The organism is Kribbella soli (genome assembly GCF_004331345.1).
GTDB lineage: Bacteria > Actinomycetota > Actinomycetes > Propionibacteriales > Kribbellaceae > Kribbella > Kribbella soli.
On record NZ_SJJZ01000002.1, the window covers coordinates 987,205 to 1,006,359 of the forward strand.

Here is a 19,155-nt window from a genome sequence, read left to right on the forward strand (position 1 = left end):
GCGGCCCGGCGATGAAAGATCGGATCTCTGAATAGGCAATCTGGTTGCCGTAATTCCCGCCCAGCTGGAAGTGAGAGATCACCGATGGCCCTCCGGTCCCGTGCTGCCCTCCTGGTACTCGCCCTGTTCACGACCCTCCTCTCAGTGATCCCCGCCAAGGCCGAGGTGGAGAATCCGCGACAGCAGTGGCTGCGCGACTCCACCGCCGGCCTGTTCCTGCACTGGGGCATGTTCACCGCACCCCGCCACACCGACTGCGCCGCCTGGGAGCGGGACGTGACCGCCGGCGGGTGGAGTGCGGACTACTGGGTCGACGAGGCGCTCAAGCTGCACGCGTCGTACATCGTGCTCGCGACGTTCCACAGCCGGCTCGGGTACGCCCGGCCGTGGCCGTCCAAGATTCCCGGTAGTTGCGCCACGCAGCGAGACTTCCTCGGCGAACTGGTTGCCGCGGGCAAGGCCAAGGGCGTGCACGTGCTGCTCTACATGACCGACGACCCGCAGTGGCACAACGAGGTACCTGGCGTCGAGACCCTCGACTCGGCGGCGTACTCGGCGTACAAGGGTCAGCAGGTCGACCTGACCACGCGGCAAGGGTTCGGGATGTACAGCTACGACCTGTTCCACGAGGTGATGGACAACTACCCCGACCTGTCCGGGTTCTGGATCGACAACGACAACGAATACTGGGAGCAGCACGGACTGTACGAACAGATCCGGCAGCAACGGCCGTCGTGGTTGCTCAGCAACAACAACGAGGACACGCCGATCATGGACACGGTCAGCAACGAGCAGAAGACTGGCATCACCCCGGCGTACGACTACCCGCAGGCGACGTTCACGCCGATGCCGCGGCTGACCGAGGCCGACTACAAACTGCCGACGACCGGCCAGTGGTGGTACGACGGCAGCGACAGCAAGGTCGACTACGGACTGAGCGTCGGCCGGTACGTCGCGAACGCCGGATCGTCGATCAAGTCGTTGATGGCGGAGACCGCGATGGTGAACGGGAAGTTCCCGGCGCAGCAGGTCGCCTTCAACAACTTCATGGCCGAGTGGCTGCCGCCGATCTGGTCGTCGCTGGCCAGGACGAACGGCGGCGGGTACATGTACGGCGGGATGCAGCCCGGATTCTGGAACGACGGCGCGCACGGTGTGATCACGCTCGCCGGAGGCACGCAGTACGTCCATGTGCTGACGAAGCCGGTGTCGCAGGACCTGGTGAGATTGCGGGACAACGGATATCGCGTCACCGGTGTCACGGACGTGCGGACCGGGAAGTCCTTCCGATTCAATCAGTCGGGCGGGTATCTGAGCATTCTCGGCGTCACGGCGTGGGACACCTACGACACCGTGTTCAAGGTGACGACCGACGGGCAACTCGGGCTGTACCCGCAATCGATGCTCAAGGCAACGGCGTCCTCGGCTGCCGCGGACCATCCGGCGGCCGGCCTGGTCGACGGTGTGTACCCGAGCTACTGGGATGCCGACGGGAAGTTCCCGGCGACGGTGACGCTGGATCTGGGTCGGCCGCAGCCGGCGACGTACCTGGCGGTGAATCAGACCGAGTGGTCCCCGACGCATGCGCGCGAGTCCTTCGGCCGGCCCGAGGACTCCGCGCGGATCAAGGACTACACGGTGTCGGTCAGCGTCGACGGGCGGCACTGGAAGCAGGTCCGCGCCGACGCGATGCCGAGCCGGCGCGGGGTCCAGTTCATCGACATCGGCCATCAGCTCGCGCGGTACGTGAAGCTGGACGTGCTGAACACCTGGGCCGGCGCGCAGTCTCCCACCTACTTCGGGAAGCTGAAGATCGACGAGATCCGCGTCGGGTATGCCTACCCGCAGGCGCTGCACAATCCACTGCCGCTGGAAGCCGAGTCGGTGCGCGGGACACACGTGCGGCCGTGCTCGGCGTGCTCGGGATCCGCTGCGGTGGTCGGCGGGGTGACCTACCAGAACGTCCAGGCGCCGACCGCCGGGACCTACGAACTGGAGCTGTACGGAACGCCGTCCCGGGACCGCACCTTCCGGGTCCGGGTCAACGGCGCCGCGCCGGTGCAGGCATCCCTCGACCCGGGCAACCCGGAGGTGCCCACGAGCATCGCAGTTCCGGTGCAACTCCAGGCCGGTGCCAACGTCGTACAGATCACGGGTGAGCCGGCCCTCGACCGCATCACAGTCGGCCCGCTGCCGGCTGCGTCGTACGTCCCGAAGACCACGATGACAGTCCAACCAGCCGGCATCGTCTGGGTCGGTCCAGGTCAGCAGTCCGTCAGCGTCACCGCGAACCTCCGCCTGGACGAGGACGCGATCGACAACGTGAAGCTGACCCCCACCGTCCCGGCCGGCTGGACCGTCACCGGCGATCCCGTCACGGCTTCCCGCCTCCGCCTGGGCCAGACGATCTCCGGCACCTGGACCCTCACCGGCTCCACCGCCGCACAGGTCCCGATCGACGTCACCTTCGACACCGTTGGTCTCCCCCACAAGATCTCGAAGACCGTCCCGATCCAGATCCGCCCGGCGGACCGCGTCTTCATGCGCGAGGCCGAGAGCTCCCTGAACCAGATCGGCTCGGCCGGCGTGACCAGCTGCTCCGGCTGCTCAGGCGGCCAGAAGGTCCGCAACCTGGGCGGCTCCGACGACGCCCACGTCGTGTTCCCCGACGTCACCGTCCCCACAGCCGGCGACTACACCCTCTACCTCGACTTCACCGTCAACGGGACCAAGTCCTACTTCGTCTCCACCAACGACGGCGCACCGGTCGAAGTCTCGGTCACCGGCATCGGCAACACCACCGTCCAAACCGCGCAGCTCCCCATCCACCTCACAGCAGGCTCCAACACCATCCGCATCTACAACACCCAGAACGCCGCCCCCGACCTCGACCGCATCTCCATCGGCTGAACACCCTCTTTGAGCACCCACCAACCGTTTCCGTCGCGGATTTCTGGTTGGCGGGTGCTCAAAGTGGCTTCAGGCGGCGCGGGCTTCGGTGATGAGTCGGCCGCGGGGGGTTTGCGGGAAGCGGGCCAGGAGGGCGCGGACCTCGGCGGCGGTGACGTTGGCGCCGAACATCTCGGTGTGCGGTTCCAGGCGTACGCCGTCGGACAGCGGGCCGGCGACGACCGGGTCGAAGCCGAGCGCGTCGACGATCCGGGCCACCTGCTCCGCGTCGGTCTCGTCGCCGGCGATCGCGATCGCCTTGCGTCCGGGGGCACCGGCGGGACGCGCACCCTCGTCGAGGTCGTGATAGCCCATGTGGTTGAACGCCTTGACGACGCGGGACTCCGGGAGGAACTCCTGGACGATCTCCGAGGACGACGTACGCGGATCGGTGAGGTCGTCGCGGATGCCGTCGACCTCCCACCAGTAGTTCATCGCGTCGATGACCAGCTTGCCGCGAAGTGCCTCGACCGGGACGGTGCGGTACTTGCCCAGCGGGAGCGCGAGGATCACCACATCGGCCTCGGCAACGGCTTCGGCGGCGGTCGTGGCCACCGCGCCGGGCGTGACGACCTCGACGATCAGCGCGATCTTCGAGACGTCACCAGAACCCGCGATCAGCACGCGGTACCCGGCCGCGACCGCCAGCCGCGCCAGCACCGTCCCGACCTTCCCGGCGCCCAGGATCGCGATCGTCGTCACTTGGATTCCGCCAGGATCTCGCGGACCAGCGGAATCACCTTGGTCCCGTACAGCTCGACCGCCTTCAGCCGCGCGCTGGTCGGCAGTGGACCACCCGAGTAGATCAGGTCGAACCGCTCCACCCCGAGCGCCTGCACCGCGCCCGCGATCCGGCGGGCGACCGTCTCCGGCGACCCGACGTACATGGACCCGTTCAGCACCTCGGACTCGAACTCCTCGCGCTTCAGCGGCGGCCAGCCGCGCAACGCCCCGATCCGGTCCCGCATCACCTTGTACGGCGCGAAGTAGATCTCCTTCGCCTGCTCGTCGGTCTCCGCGACGAACCCCGGCGAATGCATCCCGACCGGATGCGCGACGGTCCCGAACTGCTGCGCCGCCCGCTTGTACAGATCGATGTACGACGCGAACCGCTCGGGCGACCCACCGATGATGGCGAGCATCAGCGGCAACCCGTAGTACGCCGTGCGCACCACGGACTGCGGCGATCCGCCGACCCCGACCCACGTCTGCAGCCGGCCGGACTCGGTCTTCGGGTAGACCTCGATGTTGTCCAGCGCCGCCCGCACGGTGCCTTCCCAGGTCACCGGCTTCTCGTCGAGCAACTGCACGAACAGCTGCAGCTTCTCCTCGAACAGTACGTCGTAGTCGGCCAGGTCGTACCCGAACAGCGGGAAGGACTCGGTGAACGATCCGCGCCCGAGGATCACCTCGGCGCGCCCGTTCGACAGCGCGTCCACGGTCGAGAACCGCTGGAACACCCGCACCGGGTCGTCCGAGCTCAGCACCGTCACGCCCGACCCGAGCTTGATGTTCGAGGTCTGGGTCGCGATACCGGCCAGCACCGTCTCCGGGGACGAGATCGAGAACTCCGGACGGTGGTGCTCGCCGAGCGCGATCGCGTCCACGCCGATCTGGTCGGCCAGGACGGCCTCGTCCACCACCTGCCGGATCGCCGCCGCAGCCGTCACCGGCGCGCCGCTGTCGTCCACCGGGATGTCCCCGAACGTGTCCAGCCCGAAGGCCACCTCGGCCATCTCAGCACTCTCCTGTCCGCTCACTACTACAAGTCTAGGTTGACACGTCAACACCAGACCGGCCGGGGTTCATTCCCGGGAGCGCCAGTGTCGGAGCTTGTCCGGGTTCAGGACGATCCACACCGCGGCCACCTTGGCACTGGTCACCCGCAGGCTGACTACCGCGACAACGCGCCCGGTGTCACGCAGTACGACGCCCGGCTGACCGTTCACCGCCTCGACCGTCAACGCCAGCTCCGGGCGCAGCAGGTCGGTCAGGCACCGCGCGACCTGCGCGGGCCCGTGGACTGGCTCGAGCTCCGCCGCCACCTGGCCGCCGCCGTCGCTGACGGCGACCACCTCCGCCGCGAGCAGGCTCCGGATCCCGCCCGTGCTGCCGGCCCGGCACGCCGTCGCGAACCGGTGGACGACGGCATGATCGCCCCGCTCGAACACCTCGACCTCCCGCTTCAGGCGATCGCGGTGAGCTTGGCCGGGTTCATCTGCCACAGCACCTCGTCGATCCCGTCGCTCGACGCGGTCACGGTGCAGACCGCGAACACGTCGCCGCCGTCGCGCCGCAGCATCGCGACCGCGCGGCCGTTCGCCGTACCGAACTCGACCTCGACACCGATCCAGAAGTGCTGGTGGAACGCCCGGTAGTACTTCGCCACCCGCTCCTGCCCGACCACCGGGAACTTCGACACCTGCCGCGCACCGTTGCCGTCGGAGTAGCTGATCGCGTCCTTCGCCAGCAACTGCTCCAACGCACCGAGGTCGCCCGACCGGGCCGCCGCGACGAAGGCCGTGAGCAACGTCTTCTGCTGGCTCCCGCTGACCTCGGTACGGCGGTCCGCCCGGATCCGCTTGCGCGCACGACTGACGAGCTGACGCACCGCCGGCTCGGTCGACTGCAGCATCGCGGCCAACTCGTCGTACGGGTAGTCGAACGCCTCCCGCAGGATGTACGCCGCCCGCTCGGTGGGCGACAACCGTTCGAGCACGAGGAGGACCGCGAAGCTCAGCGCCTCCCCGCGCTCGGCGCCGAGGTACGGGTCGGCGCTGGTGTCGACCGGCTCGGGCAGCCACGGCCCGATGTAGGTCTCCCGGCGGGCACGCGCGGACTGGCTCGCGTTGATCGCGAGCCTGGTTACCGCCGTCGACAGGTACGCGACCGGGCTCTGGACCGCGCTGCGGTCCGCGGCCTGCCAGCGCAGCCACACCTCCTGGACGAGATCCTCGGCCTCGGTGTGGCTGCCCAGCATCCGGTACGCGATCCCCATCAGCCGCGGCCGCACCTCGTCGAAGACCGCGACCGCCTCATCGAGCTGATCAGTCATCAACTGGAGGATACGACCCCGAATCCGTCTCCAGTGCCTCGATCGCGCTGTGCAAGCTGTTCAGGTCGGCCGCCTCCGCCTGAACCTCGTACGGATCGAGCAGCCACTCGCTGGACGGCTCGTCCGCCGGCGGCGTACCGGCCGCGTTCAGCTCGATGTCCGCCTCGACCTCGGCGTCGAGTTCGCGCAGGAACGGGTCCTCCTTGCCCATGGTCATCGACCCGCCTGCGCGGCGTACCACTCGTCGTAGTGCAGCTCACCCAGGGTGGCTTCGCCGATCGGGACCAGGCTGCGCTCGGTCAGCTCGGAGCCGAAGTACCGTGCGTGCTCGTCGGCGACCACCTCACGAGTGTCACCGCGCTCGGCCAGGGCCGTGCGGAAGAACTCGTCCATCCGGAACTCGTCCGGCCCGGCGATGTCGATCCGCGCGTTCAGTGGCGCACCGACCGCGACCCGGCCGAGGTTCTTCGCAACGTCCTCGGCGGCGATCGGCGCCCACGCCACCGGCGCGATGTGCACCTTGCCGTCGTCCCAGGTGCCCTCGTCGGCGATCGAGGCGACGAACTCCATGAACTGGGTCGCGTGCACCAGCGAGTACGGGAGTCCGGACGTCTTGATCAGCTCCTCCTGCGCGATCTTCGCCGCGAAGTACGCGTTGTCCGGCAGCCGCTCGGTGCCGACGATCGAGATGCCGACGTGGTGCCGGACACCGGCCTCGTCCTCGGCCTGCAGCAGGTTCCCGGTCGAGGTCTTGAAGAACTCCATCACCGGTCCGGGCTCGAACGACGGCGAGTTGGCCACGTCGACGACGACGTCGGCACCCTTCAGCACGTCCGCCAGGCCCTCGCCGGTGATCGTGTTGACGCCGGTGCTCGGCGCGGCCGGCACCACCTCGTGCCCGTGCGCGGCGAGCAACGGCGCCAGCTTCGTGCCGATCAGACCAGTGCCGCCGATCACGACGATCTTCATCGCAGAACCCCTTCGGTTGTTTGAGCTGTCACCAGGTAAGACAGGGCACCCACCGGTCCTGTGACAGTCACATCCACGGCACTTGCCCGGTCTCTATCTGTGACCCCGATCGAGAGGAACCGCCCGTGCCCGAAACGACGGTCCGCATCCGCGTGCGGATGACGGCGCGCCCGATCGACGAGCCGCACCGGGCCTCCAGCAACTTGGAGCTGCTGTTCGACCTGACGTTCGTGGTCGCGGTCGCCGCCGTCACCGAGCAGTTCGCGCACATGATCGCCGACGGCCACGCCGGTGCGGGTGTACTGCCGTTCCTGCAGGTGTTCTTCGCGATCTGGTGGGCGTGGATGAACTTCACCTGGTTCGCGTCGTCGTACGACACCGACGACGTCACGTACCGGATCCTGACCATGGTGCAGATGGCCGGTGTGCTGCTGCTCGCTGCGGGCGTCCCGGCCGCGGCGGATCACGGCGACTACCTGCTGATCACGTCGGGTTATCTCGTCATGCGCCTCGGCCTGATCTCGCTCTGGCTGCGCGCGGGCATCGAGGACCCGGCATCCCGGCGTACGGCGTTCCGCTACGCGATCGGGATCGGGGCGTTGCAGCTCGGCTGGTTCGGCCGGCTGTACCTCGCCGACACCGGCGCGTCCGACGGCGTACTGCTGGTCGCCTTCATCGTCCTGGCGATCCTGGAGCTGTCCGTGCCGCTGTGGGCCGAACGGCCGCGGGCCACGCACTGGCACCCGCACCACATCGCGGAACGGTACGGACTGTTCACGATCATCCTGCTCGGCGAAGCGGTGCTGGCCGCGTCCAACGCCGTACGGCGGGCCGTGGAGGAGACCGACGTGAACGCCGAGCTGTTCGCGGTCGCGGGCTGCGGCCTGGTGATCCTGTTCGCCTCGTGGTGGCTGTATTTCCTGCACCCGGCCGGCCCGCGGCTCGAGGACCGGCGGGACCGTTCGTACCGCTGGGGCTACGGTCACTACGGCCTGTTCGCGGCGCTCGCCGCGCTCGGCGCCGGACTCGAGGTCGCGGTCGAACAGACCAGCCACGAACTGCACCTGTCCCCCACCGGCGCAAGCTACGCAGTCGCCGTACCGGCCGCGTCCTTCATCGCCTTGCTCTGGGGCGTGCACCGATCCATCGCCGATCCATCCAAGGCCCATCTGGGTACGGCGCTCGCGGGCATCGTGATCCTGCTCGCGCTGCCGCTGGCGACGCCGGCCATCGGATCGGTCGCGGACCTCGCGCTGACGGCCGCGACCTGCGTGGGAGTCGTCGCCGTCGCCTCGTGGAACGCTAGGCGGTGAGCGTGGCGAGGGTTTTCAGGGTGGCCTGCAGGACGTCTGCGATCGGTACGTCGTCCGGCGCAGCGATCCAACGCTCGAAGGACACCCGGAACACCGCGACCCCGGTCTCGGCCGCGAGCGCCGCGACGTCCGGGGCGACGCCGCGTTCGAGCAGGCCGTCGGTGAGTGATGTCGTCAGCGTGGCCATCTTGATCAGCTCGCGTTCGCGCAGCTCCGGTGTCGACGTGATGACGGCGGCGCGCCGGCGCGAGTAGTCCCGGCGGATGTCGTCGAAGAACTCGGCCGTGGCGAGGACCGCCGCGGTCACTGCCTCCATCGGGGTCGCGTCCGCCGGCGCCGCGGCGAGCGCCTCGACCATGTGCCGCTCGAGCTGCTCGGACCCGGCGAACAACACCTCGCGCTTGTCCGCGAAGTGCCGGAAGAACGTCCGCGCGGTGACCCCGGCCCGGTCGGCGATCTCGGCGACGGTCGTGCCGTCGTACCCGCGCTCGGCGTACAGCGCCATCGCCGCCTCCCGCAGCCGTCCGGCCGCGTCCGGCTCCCACCGTCCCATGCGGTCGATCCTAGCCGATGTCATCGAGTGACATCAGCGGTGTAGCATCGGTGATGTCAGTCAATGACATCACTGGAGGAATTTCATGCGCGTCTTCATCACCGGAGCGTCCGGACACGTCGGCTCGGCCCTCGTTCCGGAGCTCCTGCACAACGGCCACCAGGTCCTCGGCCTGGCCCGCTCCGACGAGTCGGCGAAGCGGCTGACGCAGTGGGGTGCCGAGGTCGTCCGCGGCGACCTGCACGATCTCGACCGGCTCCGCGCGGCAGCGGCCGCCGCGGACGGCGTCGTACACCTCGCCTTCCGGCACGACGCCATGCAGGCAGGCGACCTGGCCGGTGCGGCGGAATCCGATCTCGCCGCACTGCAGACGATCGGCGACGCTCTCGCCGGCACCGACAAGCCGCTCGTGAGTACGTCGGGCACCGGCATGCTCGCCGGCGTGGTCCAGGGCCGGGTGGCGACCGAGGAGGACTTCGACCCGTCCGGCGGCTACCGCGTCGATGCCGAGAACTACGTCGTCGACCTGGCCGCCAAGGGCATCCGCTCCTCAGTCCTCCGGCTCCCGCCGATCACCCACAGCCGGCTCGATCACCAGGGCTTCGCACCGTCACTGATCGCCTTCGCACGGAAGAACGGCTTCGCGGCGTACATCGGCGACGGGACGAACCGATGGTCGTCGGTGCACACGCTCGACGCCGCCCGGCTCTATCGCCTGGCGCTCGAGTCTGCCCCCGCGGGCACCCGCCTGCACGCGATCCAGGACAAGAGCATCGAGTTCCGTACCATCGCCGAGGCGATCGGTCGCGGTCTGGACCTTCCGACGCGCTCTGTCACCGTCGACGAGGCACCGCAGTACCTGGGCTTCCTCGCGCGGTTCGCGGCCATGGACATCCCGACGTCCGCGGCCCGGACGAGTGAGCTGCTCAACTGGCAGCCCACCCGTCCGAACCTGCTGGACGACCTCGCCGAAGGGTTCTATTTCTAAACCTTCAGGACCGGCGCGTGGGTCTTGGACTTCGAGCCTTCGTACGCGGCGAGCAGGATGCCGAGGACGGCGATGCCTTCCTCCTCGGTGTGCAGCGGGCGCGTCTTGCCGGCGAGCGAGTCGGCGAAGTGGCCGATCTCGGCGACGAACGTGTCGACCGGCTCGAACTCGAAGGTCTCGGTCTCACCCGACCGGAGACGGTAGGACAGCGTCGTACCGTCGCTGGCCAGTGAGCCGAGCTCGCCGACGGCCGAGAACCGCTCGGTGCCGTCGGCCGGCTGGTACGCCCAACTGGTCACCAGCTGGCCGACGACTCCGTTGTCGAACCTGATCAGGACCTGCGCGGAGTCCTCGCCCTCCATGAACTTCAGCCGGTGCGTGGAGAGCATCGCGGTCGCCTCGACCGGCAGCCCGCCGGCGAGATGCAGCATCAGATAGGTGGGGTGGTACCCGGTGTCGATGAGCTCGCCACCACCACTGGTCTTGCTGCTCGCCCGCCAGCCCATCGAGCTCGGGTCGAAGTCGTTGTAGAAGCTGTCCGTCGTCCGCACCTCATACACCGTGCCGATCGTCCCGGCCTGCAGCAGCTCCCGGGCCTTCGCGACCGCCGGCATGAACAACTGGTTGTGCGCGCACATCAGCGTCACGCCGTGCTCGGTCACCGCCTTGCGAACATCCGCTGCCTCCTCGGCGGACAGGCACAGCGGCTTCTCGCACAGGATGTGCTTACCCGCCTCGGCGGCCGCCACGATCGCGTCCCGGTGCAGGTGGTGCGGCAGACAGATGTCGACCGCGTCCAGTTCTTCGTTGGCGAGCATCTCGCGATAATCCGTGTACGCCGTGGCGCCGAGCTCCTCGCCACGCTTCTTCGCCGTCTCCTCCACGGCGTCCGCGACCGCGGTGACACCGATCCGGTCCGCGTGCTGCGTATAACCCTTGATGTGCGCCGAAGCGATTCCCCCGGCGCCGATCAGACCGACCTTGATCATCGGGACGTCCTCTCAGCCGTAGGAAATCACTCGGTTGGACTCGGCCGCCGCGTTCGCCGCGACCACCAGGCGGGTCAGCTCGACCGCACGCTCGATGTTCTCGTCCGCACGCGTGCCGTTGGTGATGTGATCCACCCACTGCGCGAACGGATCCGGCGAGTGCTCGGGCACCGGCACCTGTTCGCCGTTCACGGTCAGCAGGTTGCCTGCGTCGGTGTACGTGAGCGTGCCCTCGGTCCCGAAGAGCTCGATCGTGAACGGGTTTCCGCTCGCGAATCCCGCTTCGATCACCCCGATCTTCTGGTCGGCGTACCCGGCAACCACGACAGCGTTGTCCTCGAGCCCGCGACCGGCCACCGAGCGGTACGCCGCACTCACGGTGTCCGGCGTCGCGCCGAGGAACAGCTGGATCAGGTACACCGGGTGGCAGCCGAGGTCGGTGAGCGCGCCGCCGATCGCCGCCTTCGGCTCGAAGAACCGCTGCGGGAGCCAGCCTTCCTTGCCGTCGCGCGGGATCGCGCCGTCGTGCGAGAGCCGGACCCGGCCGTACGTCAACTGCCCGAGCGAGCCCTTGTCCAGTACCTCCTGGATCGCGGTCGTGTAGCCGTGCGCGAGCCGCGGCAGCGAGACCGTCAGCTTCACGCCGGCCGCGTCGGTGGCGGCCACGATCTCCTCGGCCTCCGCGACCGTCGGAGCGAGCACTTTCTCTGTGTAGATGTGCTTTCCGGCCTGTGCGGCCTTGACCATGATGTCCCGGTGGACGTCGGTCGGCGTCGTGATCACCACGCCGTCCAGGTCGTCCCGCGCCAGCAGTGCGTCAAGGTCGCCGGTGAACTCCACACCGAACTGGTCGGCACCGGCCTGGCCGCGCTCGGCATCGTCGTCCCAGACGGCCACCAGGTCCGTCCCGGGATGCGCCTGGGCCTGCCTGGAGTAGTCGCCGGCATGGACGTGCCAGAAGCTGAGCGTCGCGATCTTCAACGGGTTGGACACGCGGGTCCTCCTCAGTGGAAACCTTCGGAAACGTTTCTGTTCGACCGTCGGCAGATCACGGTACAACGTTGTCAGGAGGGCGCAACAGACTTCCGGCGCGCCCGTTCACACGGTGAGACTCGCGCGCAATCGGGATGCTTATAGTTATCCAGGAGTCCAGGAAATAGGTGAAGGAGCGCGATGAGTGAACAGCCGGCCGGCGGGGATCTCTCGCGGTTGCGCCAGCTCAACGCGGCCGCCGTACTGCGGGAGTTGCGCGGCGATCAGCCGCTGACGCTCACCGAACTGTCGAAGCGGACACGACTGTCGCGCGCTTCGACCGAGGACGTGGCGCGGGACCTGCTCGGGCGCGGCTGGCTGACCGAGGTGGCGCCGGCGTCCGGGTCGGTCGGGCGGCCCGCCCGGCGGTACCGGTTCAACGCCGGGGCCGGGCGACTGCTCGGGATCGACATCGGCGGGCACAAGGCACTCGCGCTGGTCACCGACCTGGACGGCGAGGTGCTGAACCAGAGCCGTATCGAGGTCGACCCGGAGCTCGGGCGGCGCGAACGGCTGGCGGTGCTGGATCGGTGCGTCCGCAAGGCCCTGGCGGGCGCGGGCGTCGACGCGAGGCAGATCTGGTCGACGGGGGTGGCGACGACCGGGCTCGTCGACGGCACCGGGAAGGTAATGCTGTCCGACTCGCTGCCGGAGTGGACCGGGGTCGACCTGGGTGCTCATGTACGGCGGCTCGTGCCGGGTCCTGTCCGCGTCGAGAACGACTGCAAGCTAGCAGCGCTAGCGGAAACTTGGCGCGGGGTCGCGCGCTACGCGAAGGACGTGGTGTTCCTGCTCGCCGGCCTGCGCACCGGCGCCGGCCTGATCATCGACGGCAAACTCCACCGCGGCTTCGCCAACTGGTCCGGCGAGATCGGCGCCCTACCCGCCGCCGGCTGGCAGCAGGCCCCCGACCACTTGCACACCTGGCTCGAGACCACACCACCCGACGCCCGGCGCGGCGCGGACGGGTTCGAGCGGGTATTCGTGGCGGCCCGGGCGGGTGATCGGGAGGCGCTGGCGGCGGTTCAGGCCTACGTGCAGGACCTCGCGGTGGGGGCGTCGGCGTTGGTGCTGACGCTGGATCCGCAACTGGTGGTGATCGGGGGCGGATTCTCGCGCTCGGCGGACGTGATGGTGGAGCCGTTGCGGCGGGAGCTGGACCGGTGGTGCCTGCGGACGCCGGAGATCCGGGTGTCGGCGTTCGCCGACGAAGGAGTCGCGCTCGGCGCCGTCCGGCTGGCGCTCGACGAGGTCGAGTCGACCATCACCACCGGCCTGAGACCTTGACATAATTTTCCTGGACTCCATGATTATCCCCATCGCCCCGCCCAGCGAGAGGAAGCATCGTGATGCGTCCGTTCCGACTGTTGACCACACTTGCCACCACTGGCGCCCTGCTCGCCACGCTGCTGGTCTCCCCCGCCAGCGCGACGATCAGCGGCGCCACCGCGACCAACACCGCCACGACCGTCACTTATCGATTCACCTACACCGGCACCCCGCAGTTCCTCCGCGTGTACGTCGACACCGACCGCAACCCGTCGACCGGGTTCGCCCAAGGCGGCACCGGCGCCGACTACCTGCTCGAGAACGGCAGCCTCTACCAGCACACCGGCACCGGCTGGAGCTGGACGCTCGTCCGGTCCGTCACGTTCTCCAACACCGGCGGCGTCGCCCAGTGGACGGTCGACCGAGCAGACCTCAGCGAGACCGCCACGCCGAACGACGCCGACCTGATCTTCCAGGCGGAGGCCCCGCTCGAAACGTCCGCGAAGTACACGCAGACCTACACCGGCGGCAGCAGCGGCGGAGACGTGACCTACACCCCGTCGACCGAGAACTTCGCGAACCCCGAGCGCGGCTTCTACCACCACACCGGTGATTGCGACAAAGCCGACTTCTCCCAGTCCACCCTGGAGAGTTACCGCACCAGTCAGGGCATCTCGCTGGTGATGTGCGTCTTCTACCTGGCCGAGTACAAGAACGGCCCGATCGCCCAGCCCGCCCTCGACCAGTTGCAGCAGCAGCTCGCCACGGTCCGCGCGGCCGGTCTCAAGATGGTGCTGCGCCTCGCGTACACCACCTCCACCACAGGCGACGACGCCACGAAGGACCGCGTCCTGGCGCATCTCGACCAGTTGGCGCCGTACCTTCAGGCGGGCAAGGACGTGATCGCCGTCGTCCAGACCGGTCTGATCGGGGCCTGGGGTGAGTGGTACTACACGCAGAACTTCGGCAACGCCGGCGTCGTCTCCGCCACCGACTGGGCGAACCGCAAGGCAGTCACCGACAAGCTGCTGAGTGTCGTGCCGTCGACCCGGATGATTCAGCTCCGTACGCCGAAGTTCAAGCGGACCATGTACTCGACCACCCCGGTCCAGCCCGGCGACGCCTACAACGGATCGAGCCTGTCCCGGATCGGTCACCACAACGACTGCTTCCTCGCCAGCGCGGACGACTTCGGCACGTACGAGAACCCGTCCGTCGAGTACCCGTACCTGCATGCCGAGACGACGTACGTCGCGATGGGCGGCGAGACCTGTGGTGTGAACGCACCGCGCTCCCAGTGCCCGACCGCGACCGCTGAACTCGCGCAGTTCCACTGGTCGTTCATCAACACCGACTACGAGCCCAACGTCCTCAACTCGTGGAACAGCGGCGGCTGCCTGGCGACCGTCAGCAAGAACCTCGGGTACCGCTTCCGCCTGGAGTCCGGCACCTACCCGGCCACCGCCTCCCCCGGCGGCAGCCTGCCGATCAGCTTCACCGTTCACAACGACGGCTACGCCACACCGTTCAACCCGCGCAACCTCGAGCTGGTCCTGCGGAACACCTCGACCGGCACCACCTACAAGCTCCCGATCACCTCCGACGCACGCCGTTGGACCGCGGGTACGTCGACCACGGTGTCGCAGACCCTCACCGTGCCCAGCAGTCTTCCGGCCGGTTCGTACGCCCTGTTGCTGAACCTGCCGGATCCGCTCCTGTCCACTCGCCCCGAGTACTCGATCCGCCTCGCGAACCAAAGCACGTGGGACGCGGCGACCGGGATGAACTCGCTCCTGCACACCGTCAGCATCAGCTAGGAGACGACCATGAGAAGGCTTGCTGCAGCGGTCTGTGCGATTGGACTGCTGCTCCCTGCGCAGCAGGCGATCGCCGCACCGCCGACGACGACCCGCACCTACACGACCAGCGACGAGGTGATCGCGAACCCAGAGCGCGGGTTCTATCACCACACCGAGACGCACTACAAAGCCGACAACACCGGCTACGTCCCGCTCGACCTCACCACCTTGCGGAACTTCCGTACCGAGGAACACATCACGCAGATCCTCCGCGTGTTCTACCTGGAGAAGTTCGCGAGCCAGGACGTGATCGACAAGCAGTACCTCGACCTGGTCCGCGCCGACTTCCGCACCGCCCGCGCGGCCGGCATCAAGGTGATCGTCCGGTTCGCTTACGCGCTTCCCGGCGACGGCTGGCCGCCACCGACGCCGTACGGCGACGCGCCGGTCGCCCGCGTGCTCAAGCACATCCAGCAACTGACGCCGGTACTGCGCCAGAACGCCGACGTGATCGAACTCGTCCAGTCCGGCTTCGTCGGACTGTGGGGCGAGGGGTACTACACCGACTACTTCAGCAACCCGCAGGACCCGAGCCAGGTCTCGGACCAGAACTGGGCCGACCGCAAGGCCGTCGTGACGGCCCTGCTGACAGCGCTCCCCAAGGACCGCATGGTCCAGGTCCGGACGCCGTACATGAAGCAGCGGATGTTCGGCGTACCGACGGGAAAGGAGGGAGCGCTCTCCGAGGATCAGGCGTACGACGGTTCGGCGCTGGCGCGGGTAGGGCATCACAACGACTGCTTCCTGGCCAGCCCTGACGACTTCGGGACGTATCTGAGCGACCCGATCGAGCTGGACAAGGACTTCGTTGCCCAGGACACCAATTACGTCCCCGAGGGCGGCGAGACGTGCGCAGTCAACTCACCGCGGTCGGACTGGGAGTCGGCCTCGGCCGAAATGGCCCGGCTGCACTTCTCGTTCCTCAACACCGACTACAACCAGGACGTGCTGGACACCTGGGGTGACAACCTCGAGGTGGCGAAGCAGAAGCTCGGCTACCGGTTCGCACTCACCCAGAGCACGGTCACGTCCAAGACCAGGCCGCGCGGCCAGGTCCAGGTCGGCGTGAAGATCCGGAACGACGGGTGGGCAGCGCCGTACAACCCGCACCAGGTGCAGCTGATCTTCCAGAACGACAAGCACACGTTCAAGGTCACTGTTCCGGCCGAGCCCCGACTCTGGGGAGCCGGTACGACGACCAACCTCGACTGGAAGGTCGCCGCACCGCCTGTCCCCGGCAAGTACCGCCTGCTGATCAACCTGCCGGACCCGCTCCTGTCCTCTCGTCCCGAGTACTCGATCCGCCTCGCCAACAACGGCACCTGGCAGCCGGGCACCGGTTACAACGACCTAGGGCAGACGGTCTCTGTCGGATAAGCGCCAAGTTAGGAGCGGGGAACTCTGCTGGCTGATTCAGGTGGGTAGGGTTCCCCGCTCTGGCTGCGTGGACGTCGTACCCTGTCGCATGGCCACGCCCCTGATCCTCGACTGCGATCCCGGCCACGACGACGCGCTGGCGATCCTGCTCGCGGTCGCCGACCCGGCCGTCGAACTGCTCGCCGTGACGACCGTCGCCGGCAACCAAACCGTCGACAAATGCACCGTGAACGCGCGCCGCGTCCTCTCCCTCGCGGGCGTCTCCGACATCCCGGTCGCGCGCGGCGCCGACCGGCCGCTGGTACGCCGGTTGCGCATCGCAGATGACGTCCACGGCCGCACCGGGCTCGACGGCCCGCACTTCACGGACGAGCCATCGGTCCCGGAGTCGCCGTACACGGCGCACGAGCTGCTGGTCGACGTACTGCGCTCGAGACCGGCGACGATCGTCGCGACCGGGGCGTTGACGAACATCGCGCGCCTGCTCGCCGACGAACCTGGTCTGGCCGCGAACATCACCGAGATCGTCTGGATGGGTGGGTCCACCGAGCGCGGCAATATCGCACCGCTCGCCGAGGCCAACGCGTACGTCGATCCGGAGGCGGCGGACGTGGTGGTTCGGTCGGGTGTTCCGTTCACGATGTGCGGGTTGAACGTGACACATCAGGCTCTGGTGACGGACGACGTACTCGCGCGGCTCGAGCAGATCGGGACGCCGCTGGCGCGGATCTGCAGCGAGTGGATGACGTTCTTCGCGTCGACGTACCGGGAGCTGTTCGGGTTCGAGGCGCCGCCGCTGCACGATCCGATCGCGGTGGCGCGGGTCATCGATCCTGCGATCGTCCGGTGCGTCGAGGCGAACCTGGTGATCGAAACAGCCGGCGAGTGGACCGCCGGTGCCACGGTCGTGGACCTGGACGGCTACACCGGCCGCCCCGCGAACGCGCGGATCGCCGTCGGCCTCGACCGGGACGCCTTCTGGGACAAGGTCATCGCCGCGATCGCCGGGCTTTCCGTCTGCTGACAGCGGAAGAGCCTTCTCCCCGGCTGCCTTCTGCCCCAGGGTGGAGGTGTCGAAGGAGGACACACATGTACGTCGAGAAGCAGTCGGACGCGACCGTTCCGGGCCAGCCCGGGATTCCGGGGCGCCCGTGGCCGGAGATTCCTGGGGTGCCGCGGCCGGGGGCACCGGAGCGGCCCGCACCGCAGCCGATCCTGCCGTCCTGGTACGAGCCGACGTCGATCACGCTCGAGCGCGAGCTGGCTGATCGGCTGCTGGCGGAGCGGGTGATCCTGATCGGCGGCCGGCTCGACGACACACTGGCGAACCACGTCGCGTCGCAGCTGCTGCTACTGAATGCCCAGGGCAACGACCCGGTCACGCTGCACCTGTCGTCGACGGACTCCGACCTGGAGGCCGCTCTCTCCGTCGCCGCCGCGATGGACCTGATCACCGCCCCCGTCCACGCCGTCGCCCGCGGCACGGTCCGCGGCCCCGCGATCGCCGTACTCGCCGCCGCCGAACAACGCGAGGCCCACCGCCACACGACGTTCGTCCTGTCCGCACCCCGCTTCACCGCCGAGGGCACCGCCGACGAACTGGCCACCCTCTCCGAGGAACACGACCACCAGTCCGCCCGCCTCCGAGACCTCATCGCCCAAGCAACCAACCGCTCCGCCGACGAAGTCGCCGCAGACCTGGAAACCGGCCGAGTCCTCACCGCCGAAGCCGCCCGAACCTACGGCCTGATCACCCGCCTCCGCTAAGACGGCATACCCGCCGGTGACTGGAGATAGGCAATAGCCTGTCCCCAGTCACCGGGGGCTATTCCCACATCAGGGGAAGGTCAGGACCAGACGCCCGGGGATGGTGCCGGTCGTCTGGCGCTGCCATGCGCTTTCCACGTCGGCGAGGGGGACGGTTTCGTAGGCGACGGTGATCTCGCCGGTGGCTGCGTGCTGGAGTACGGCGGTGAGTGCGTCGCGGCGTTGGTCCTTCGTGAGCGCGTTGTTCGTGTAGCCGAGGATGCTCGCCGACTTGCTCCGTAGTACGGCCGACGAGAAGACCGCCTCGTCGTTCGACGAACCACCGAGGTTCACCAGCCGGCCGCCCGGAGCGAGCACCCGCGAGGCAGCCGTCGCGGCGACGCCGAACACCGAGTCGATCACCACGTCGTACGTCGGCTCACCCAGCCGGGCCGTCAACTCGTCGACATCGGTGCTCAGAGCAATCACTTCGTCAGCACCCGCCGACAGCGCCCGCTCCCGCGACGCATCCGAGCGTACGACGGCCACGACCTGCGAGGCCCCGAGCACGCGAGCCGCCCCGATCGCCACCTGCCCGACCGCGCCACCACCGCCGAGCACGAGCACCCGCTCGCCCACATGCATCCGCGCTCTCCAGGTCAACATCATCCACCCGGCCACCCCGGACAGGCCGATAGCGGCAACGGCCGCATCCCGCACTGGTGCGTCCAGAACGATCAGGTCGCCATCGGGTACGGCGGCCCGCTCCGCGAGACTCCCGTCCCCCGCGGCCATCCCGGCCGAGGTTGCGAAGAACACTCGCGTGCCGGGGGCAACTGTCTCGGATTCCTCCACCACGCCGACGCCTTGCACGCCCGGGACGTACGGCAGCGCCGGCGGCCCGAAGTACGACGTACCCGAAGCGCAGAGCAGGTCGAGTGGCACGATCGGGGCTGCGGTGACGCGGACGACCGAGACTCCTTCGCCGGCCACAGGATCCGGATGTTCGGCGTGGGACGGCGGCTCGCCGTGGGTGTGCAGGACAGCGGCTCGCAC

General features: G+C 68.5%; 18 protein-coding genes. 8 read left to right on the plus strand and 10 right to left on the minus strand.

What is annotated here, in order from left to right; translation table 11 throughout:
- The first annotated feature begins 84 nt into the window (after positions 1 to 84).
- Positions 85 to 2,910 (plus strand): discoidin domain-containing protein, encoded by a 2,826-nt coding sequence (locus E0H45_RS18865; RefSeq protein WP_131338987.1) that lies wholly within the window; start codon positions 85 to 87, stop codon positions 2,908 to 2,910.
- Between the two features lie 69 nt (positions 2,911 to 2,979).
- Here E0H45_RS18865 and E0H45_RS18870 read toward each other — a convergent pair whose 3' ends face one another.
- The 6 genes from E0H45_RS18870 to E0H45_RS18895 are packed head-to-tail and all read right to left on the minus strand — an operon-like array spanning position 2,980 to position 6,973.
- The gene (locus E0H45_RS18870) at positions 2,980 to 3,651 is read right to left on the minus strand and encodes an NADPH-dependent F420 reductase (RefSeq protein WP_131338989.1); all 672 of its coding nucleotides are present in this window, start codon (positions 3,649 to 3,651) and stop codon (positions 2,980 to 2,982) included.
- Entirely contained in the window at positions 3,648 to 4,709 is a 1,062-nt protein-coding gene (locus E0H45_RS18875) for an LLM class flavin-dependent oxidoreductase (protein ID WP_238155089.1), read from the minus strand. Before E0H45_RS18875 ends, E0H45_RS18870 begins: the two co-directional genes overlap by 4 nt.
- Before the next feature lie 45 nt (positions 4,710 to 4,754).
- Positions 4,755 to 5,174 carry a sigma-70 family RNA polymerase sigma factor family protein gene (locus E0H45_RS18880; RefSeq protein WP_202872392.1) on the minus strand — a complete coding sequence of 140 codons (420 nt, stop codon included), beginning with the start codon at positions 5,172 to 5,174 and terminating at the stop codon, positions 4,755 to 4,757.
- Positions 5,135 to 6,004 carry an RNA polymerase sigma-70 factor gene (locus E0H45_RS18885; RefSeq protein WP_131338991.1) on the minus strand — a complete coding sequence of 290 codons (870 nt, stop codon included), beginning with the start codon at positions 6,002 to 6,004 and terminating at the stop codon, positions 5,135 to 5,137. Before E0H45_RS18885 ends, E0H45_RS18880 begins: the two co-directional genes overlap by 40 nt.
- Positions 5,997 to 6,221: a hypothetical protein gene (locus tag E0H45_RS18890; RefSeq protein WP_131338993.1), complete on the minus strand. Its 225-nt coding sequence runs from the start codon at positions 6,219 to 6,221 to the stop codon at positions 5,997 to 5,999. The genes E0H45_RS18885 and E0H45_RS18890 overlap by 8 nt, the downstream gene beginning before the upstream one ends.
- Complete coding sequence (locus E0H45_RS18895; protein ID WP_131338995.1) at positions 6,218 to 6,973, minus strand: SDR family oxidoreductase; 756 nt, start codon at positions 6,971 to 6,973, stop codon at positions 6,218 to 6,220. Before E0H45_RS18895 ends, E0H45_RS18890 begins: the two co-directional genes overlap by 4 nt.
- A gap of 125 nt (positions 6,974 to 7,098) precedes the next feature.
- Between E0H45_RS18895 and E0H45_RS18900 the strand changes: the two genes are divergently transcribed.
- Positions 7,099 to 8,286: a low temperature requirement protein A gene (locus tag E0H45_RS18900; RefSeq protein WP_202872393.1), complete on the plus strand. Its 1,188-nt coding sequence runs from the start codon at positions 7,099 to 7,101 to the stop codon at positions 8,284 to 8,286.
- On the opposite strand, the gene E0H45_RS18905 is transcribed toward E0H45_RS18900, so the two are convergent.
- Complete coding sequence (locus E0H45_RS18905; protein ID WP_131338997.1) at positions 8,276 to 8,839, minus strand: TetR/AcrR family transcriptional regulator; 564 nt, start codon at positions 8,837 to 8,839, stop codon at positions 8,276 to 8,278. The two genes, E0H45_RS18900 and E0H45_RS18905, sit on opposite strands and share 11 nt — an antisense overlap.
- An 85-nt stretch (positions 8,840 to 8,924) precedes the next feature.
- On the opposite strand from E0H45_RS18905, the gene E0H45_RS18910 reads away from it, so the two are divergent.
- Positions 8,925 to 9,827, plus strand: a complete 903-nt coding sequence (locus E0H45_RS18910) for an SDR family oxidoreductase (RefSeq protein WP_131338998.1) — start codon at positions 8,925 to 8,927, stop codon at positions 9,825 to 9,827.
- Here E0H45_RS18910 and E0H45_RS18915 read toward each other — a convergent pair.
- Both E0H45_RS18915 and E0H45_RS18920 read right to left on the minus strand, forming a co-directional pair.
- On the minus strand, positions 9,824 to 10,816 hold the full coding sequence (locus E0H45_RS18915) for a Gfo/Idh/MocA family protein (protein ID WP_131339000.1): 993 nt from the start codon (positions 10,814 to 10,816) through the stop codon (positions 9,824 to 9,826). The two genes, E0H45_RS18910 and E0H45_RS18915, sit on opposite strands and share 4 nt — an antisense overlap.
- Positions 10,817 to 10,828: 12 nt before the next feature.
- Positions 10,829 to 11,809, minus strand: a complete 981-nt coding sequence (locus tag E0H45_RS18920; RefSeq protein WP_131339002.1) for a Gfo/Idh/MocA family protein — start codon at positions 11,807 to 11,809, stop codon at positions 10,829 to 10,831.
- Positions 11,810 to 11,989: 180 nt separating this feature from the next.
- On the opposite strand from E0H45_RS18920, the gene E0H45_RS18925 reads away from it, so the two are divergent.
- From E0H45_RS18925 to E0H45_RS18945, 5 genes are all read left to right on the plus strand, one after another.
- A complete protein-coding gene (locus E0H45_RS18925; RefSeq protein ID WP_131339004.1) occupies positions 11,990 to 13,135 on the plus strand; it encodes an ROK family transcriptional regulator in 1,146 nt (381 codons plus the stop codon).
- Positions 13,136 to 13,197: 62 nt separating this feature from the next.
- On the plus strand, positions 13,198 to 14,934 hold the full coding sequence (locus tag E0H45_RS18930; protein ID WP_131340594.1) for a DUF4832 domain-containing protein: 1,737 nt from the start codon (positions 13,198 to 13,200) through the stop codon (positions 14,932 to 14,934).
- A gap of 9 nt (positions 14,935 to 14,943) precedes the next feature.
- The gene (locus E0H45_RS18935) at positions 14,944 to 16,353 is read left to right on the plus strand and encodes a DUF4832 domain-containing protein (RefSeq protein WP_131339006.1); all 1,410 of its coding nucleotides are present in this window, start codon (positions 14,944 to 14,946) and stop codon (positions 16,351 to 16,353) included.
- 88 nt (positions 16,354 to 16,441) lie between these two features.
- Positions 16,442 to 17,377: a nucleoside hydrolase gene (locus tag E0H45_RS18940; protein ID WP_131339008.1), complete on the plus strand. Its 936-nt coding sequence runs from the start codon at positions 16,442 to 16,444 to the stop codon at positions 17,375 to 17,377.
- A 65-nt stretch (positions 17,378 to 17,442) separates the two neighbouring features.
- The gene (locus E0H45_RS18945; RefSeq protein WP_131339010.1) at positions 17,443 to 18,120 is read left to right on the plus strand and encodes a ClpP family protease; all 678 of its coding nucleotides are present in this window, start codon (positions 17,443 to 17,445) and stop codon (positions 18,118 to 18,120) included.
- 69 nt (positions 18,121 to 18,189) lie between these two features.
- On the opposite strand, the gene E0H45_RS18950 is transcribed toward E0H45_RS18945, so the two are convergent.
- On the minus strand, positions 18,190 to 19,155 hold the full coding sequence (locus tag E0H45_RS18950; RefSeq protein ID WP_131339012.1) for a quinone oxidoreductase family protein: 966 nt from the start codon (positions 19,153 to 19,155) through the stop codon (positions 18,190 to 18,192).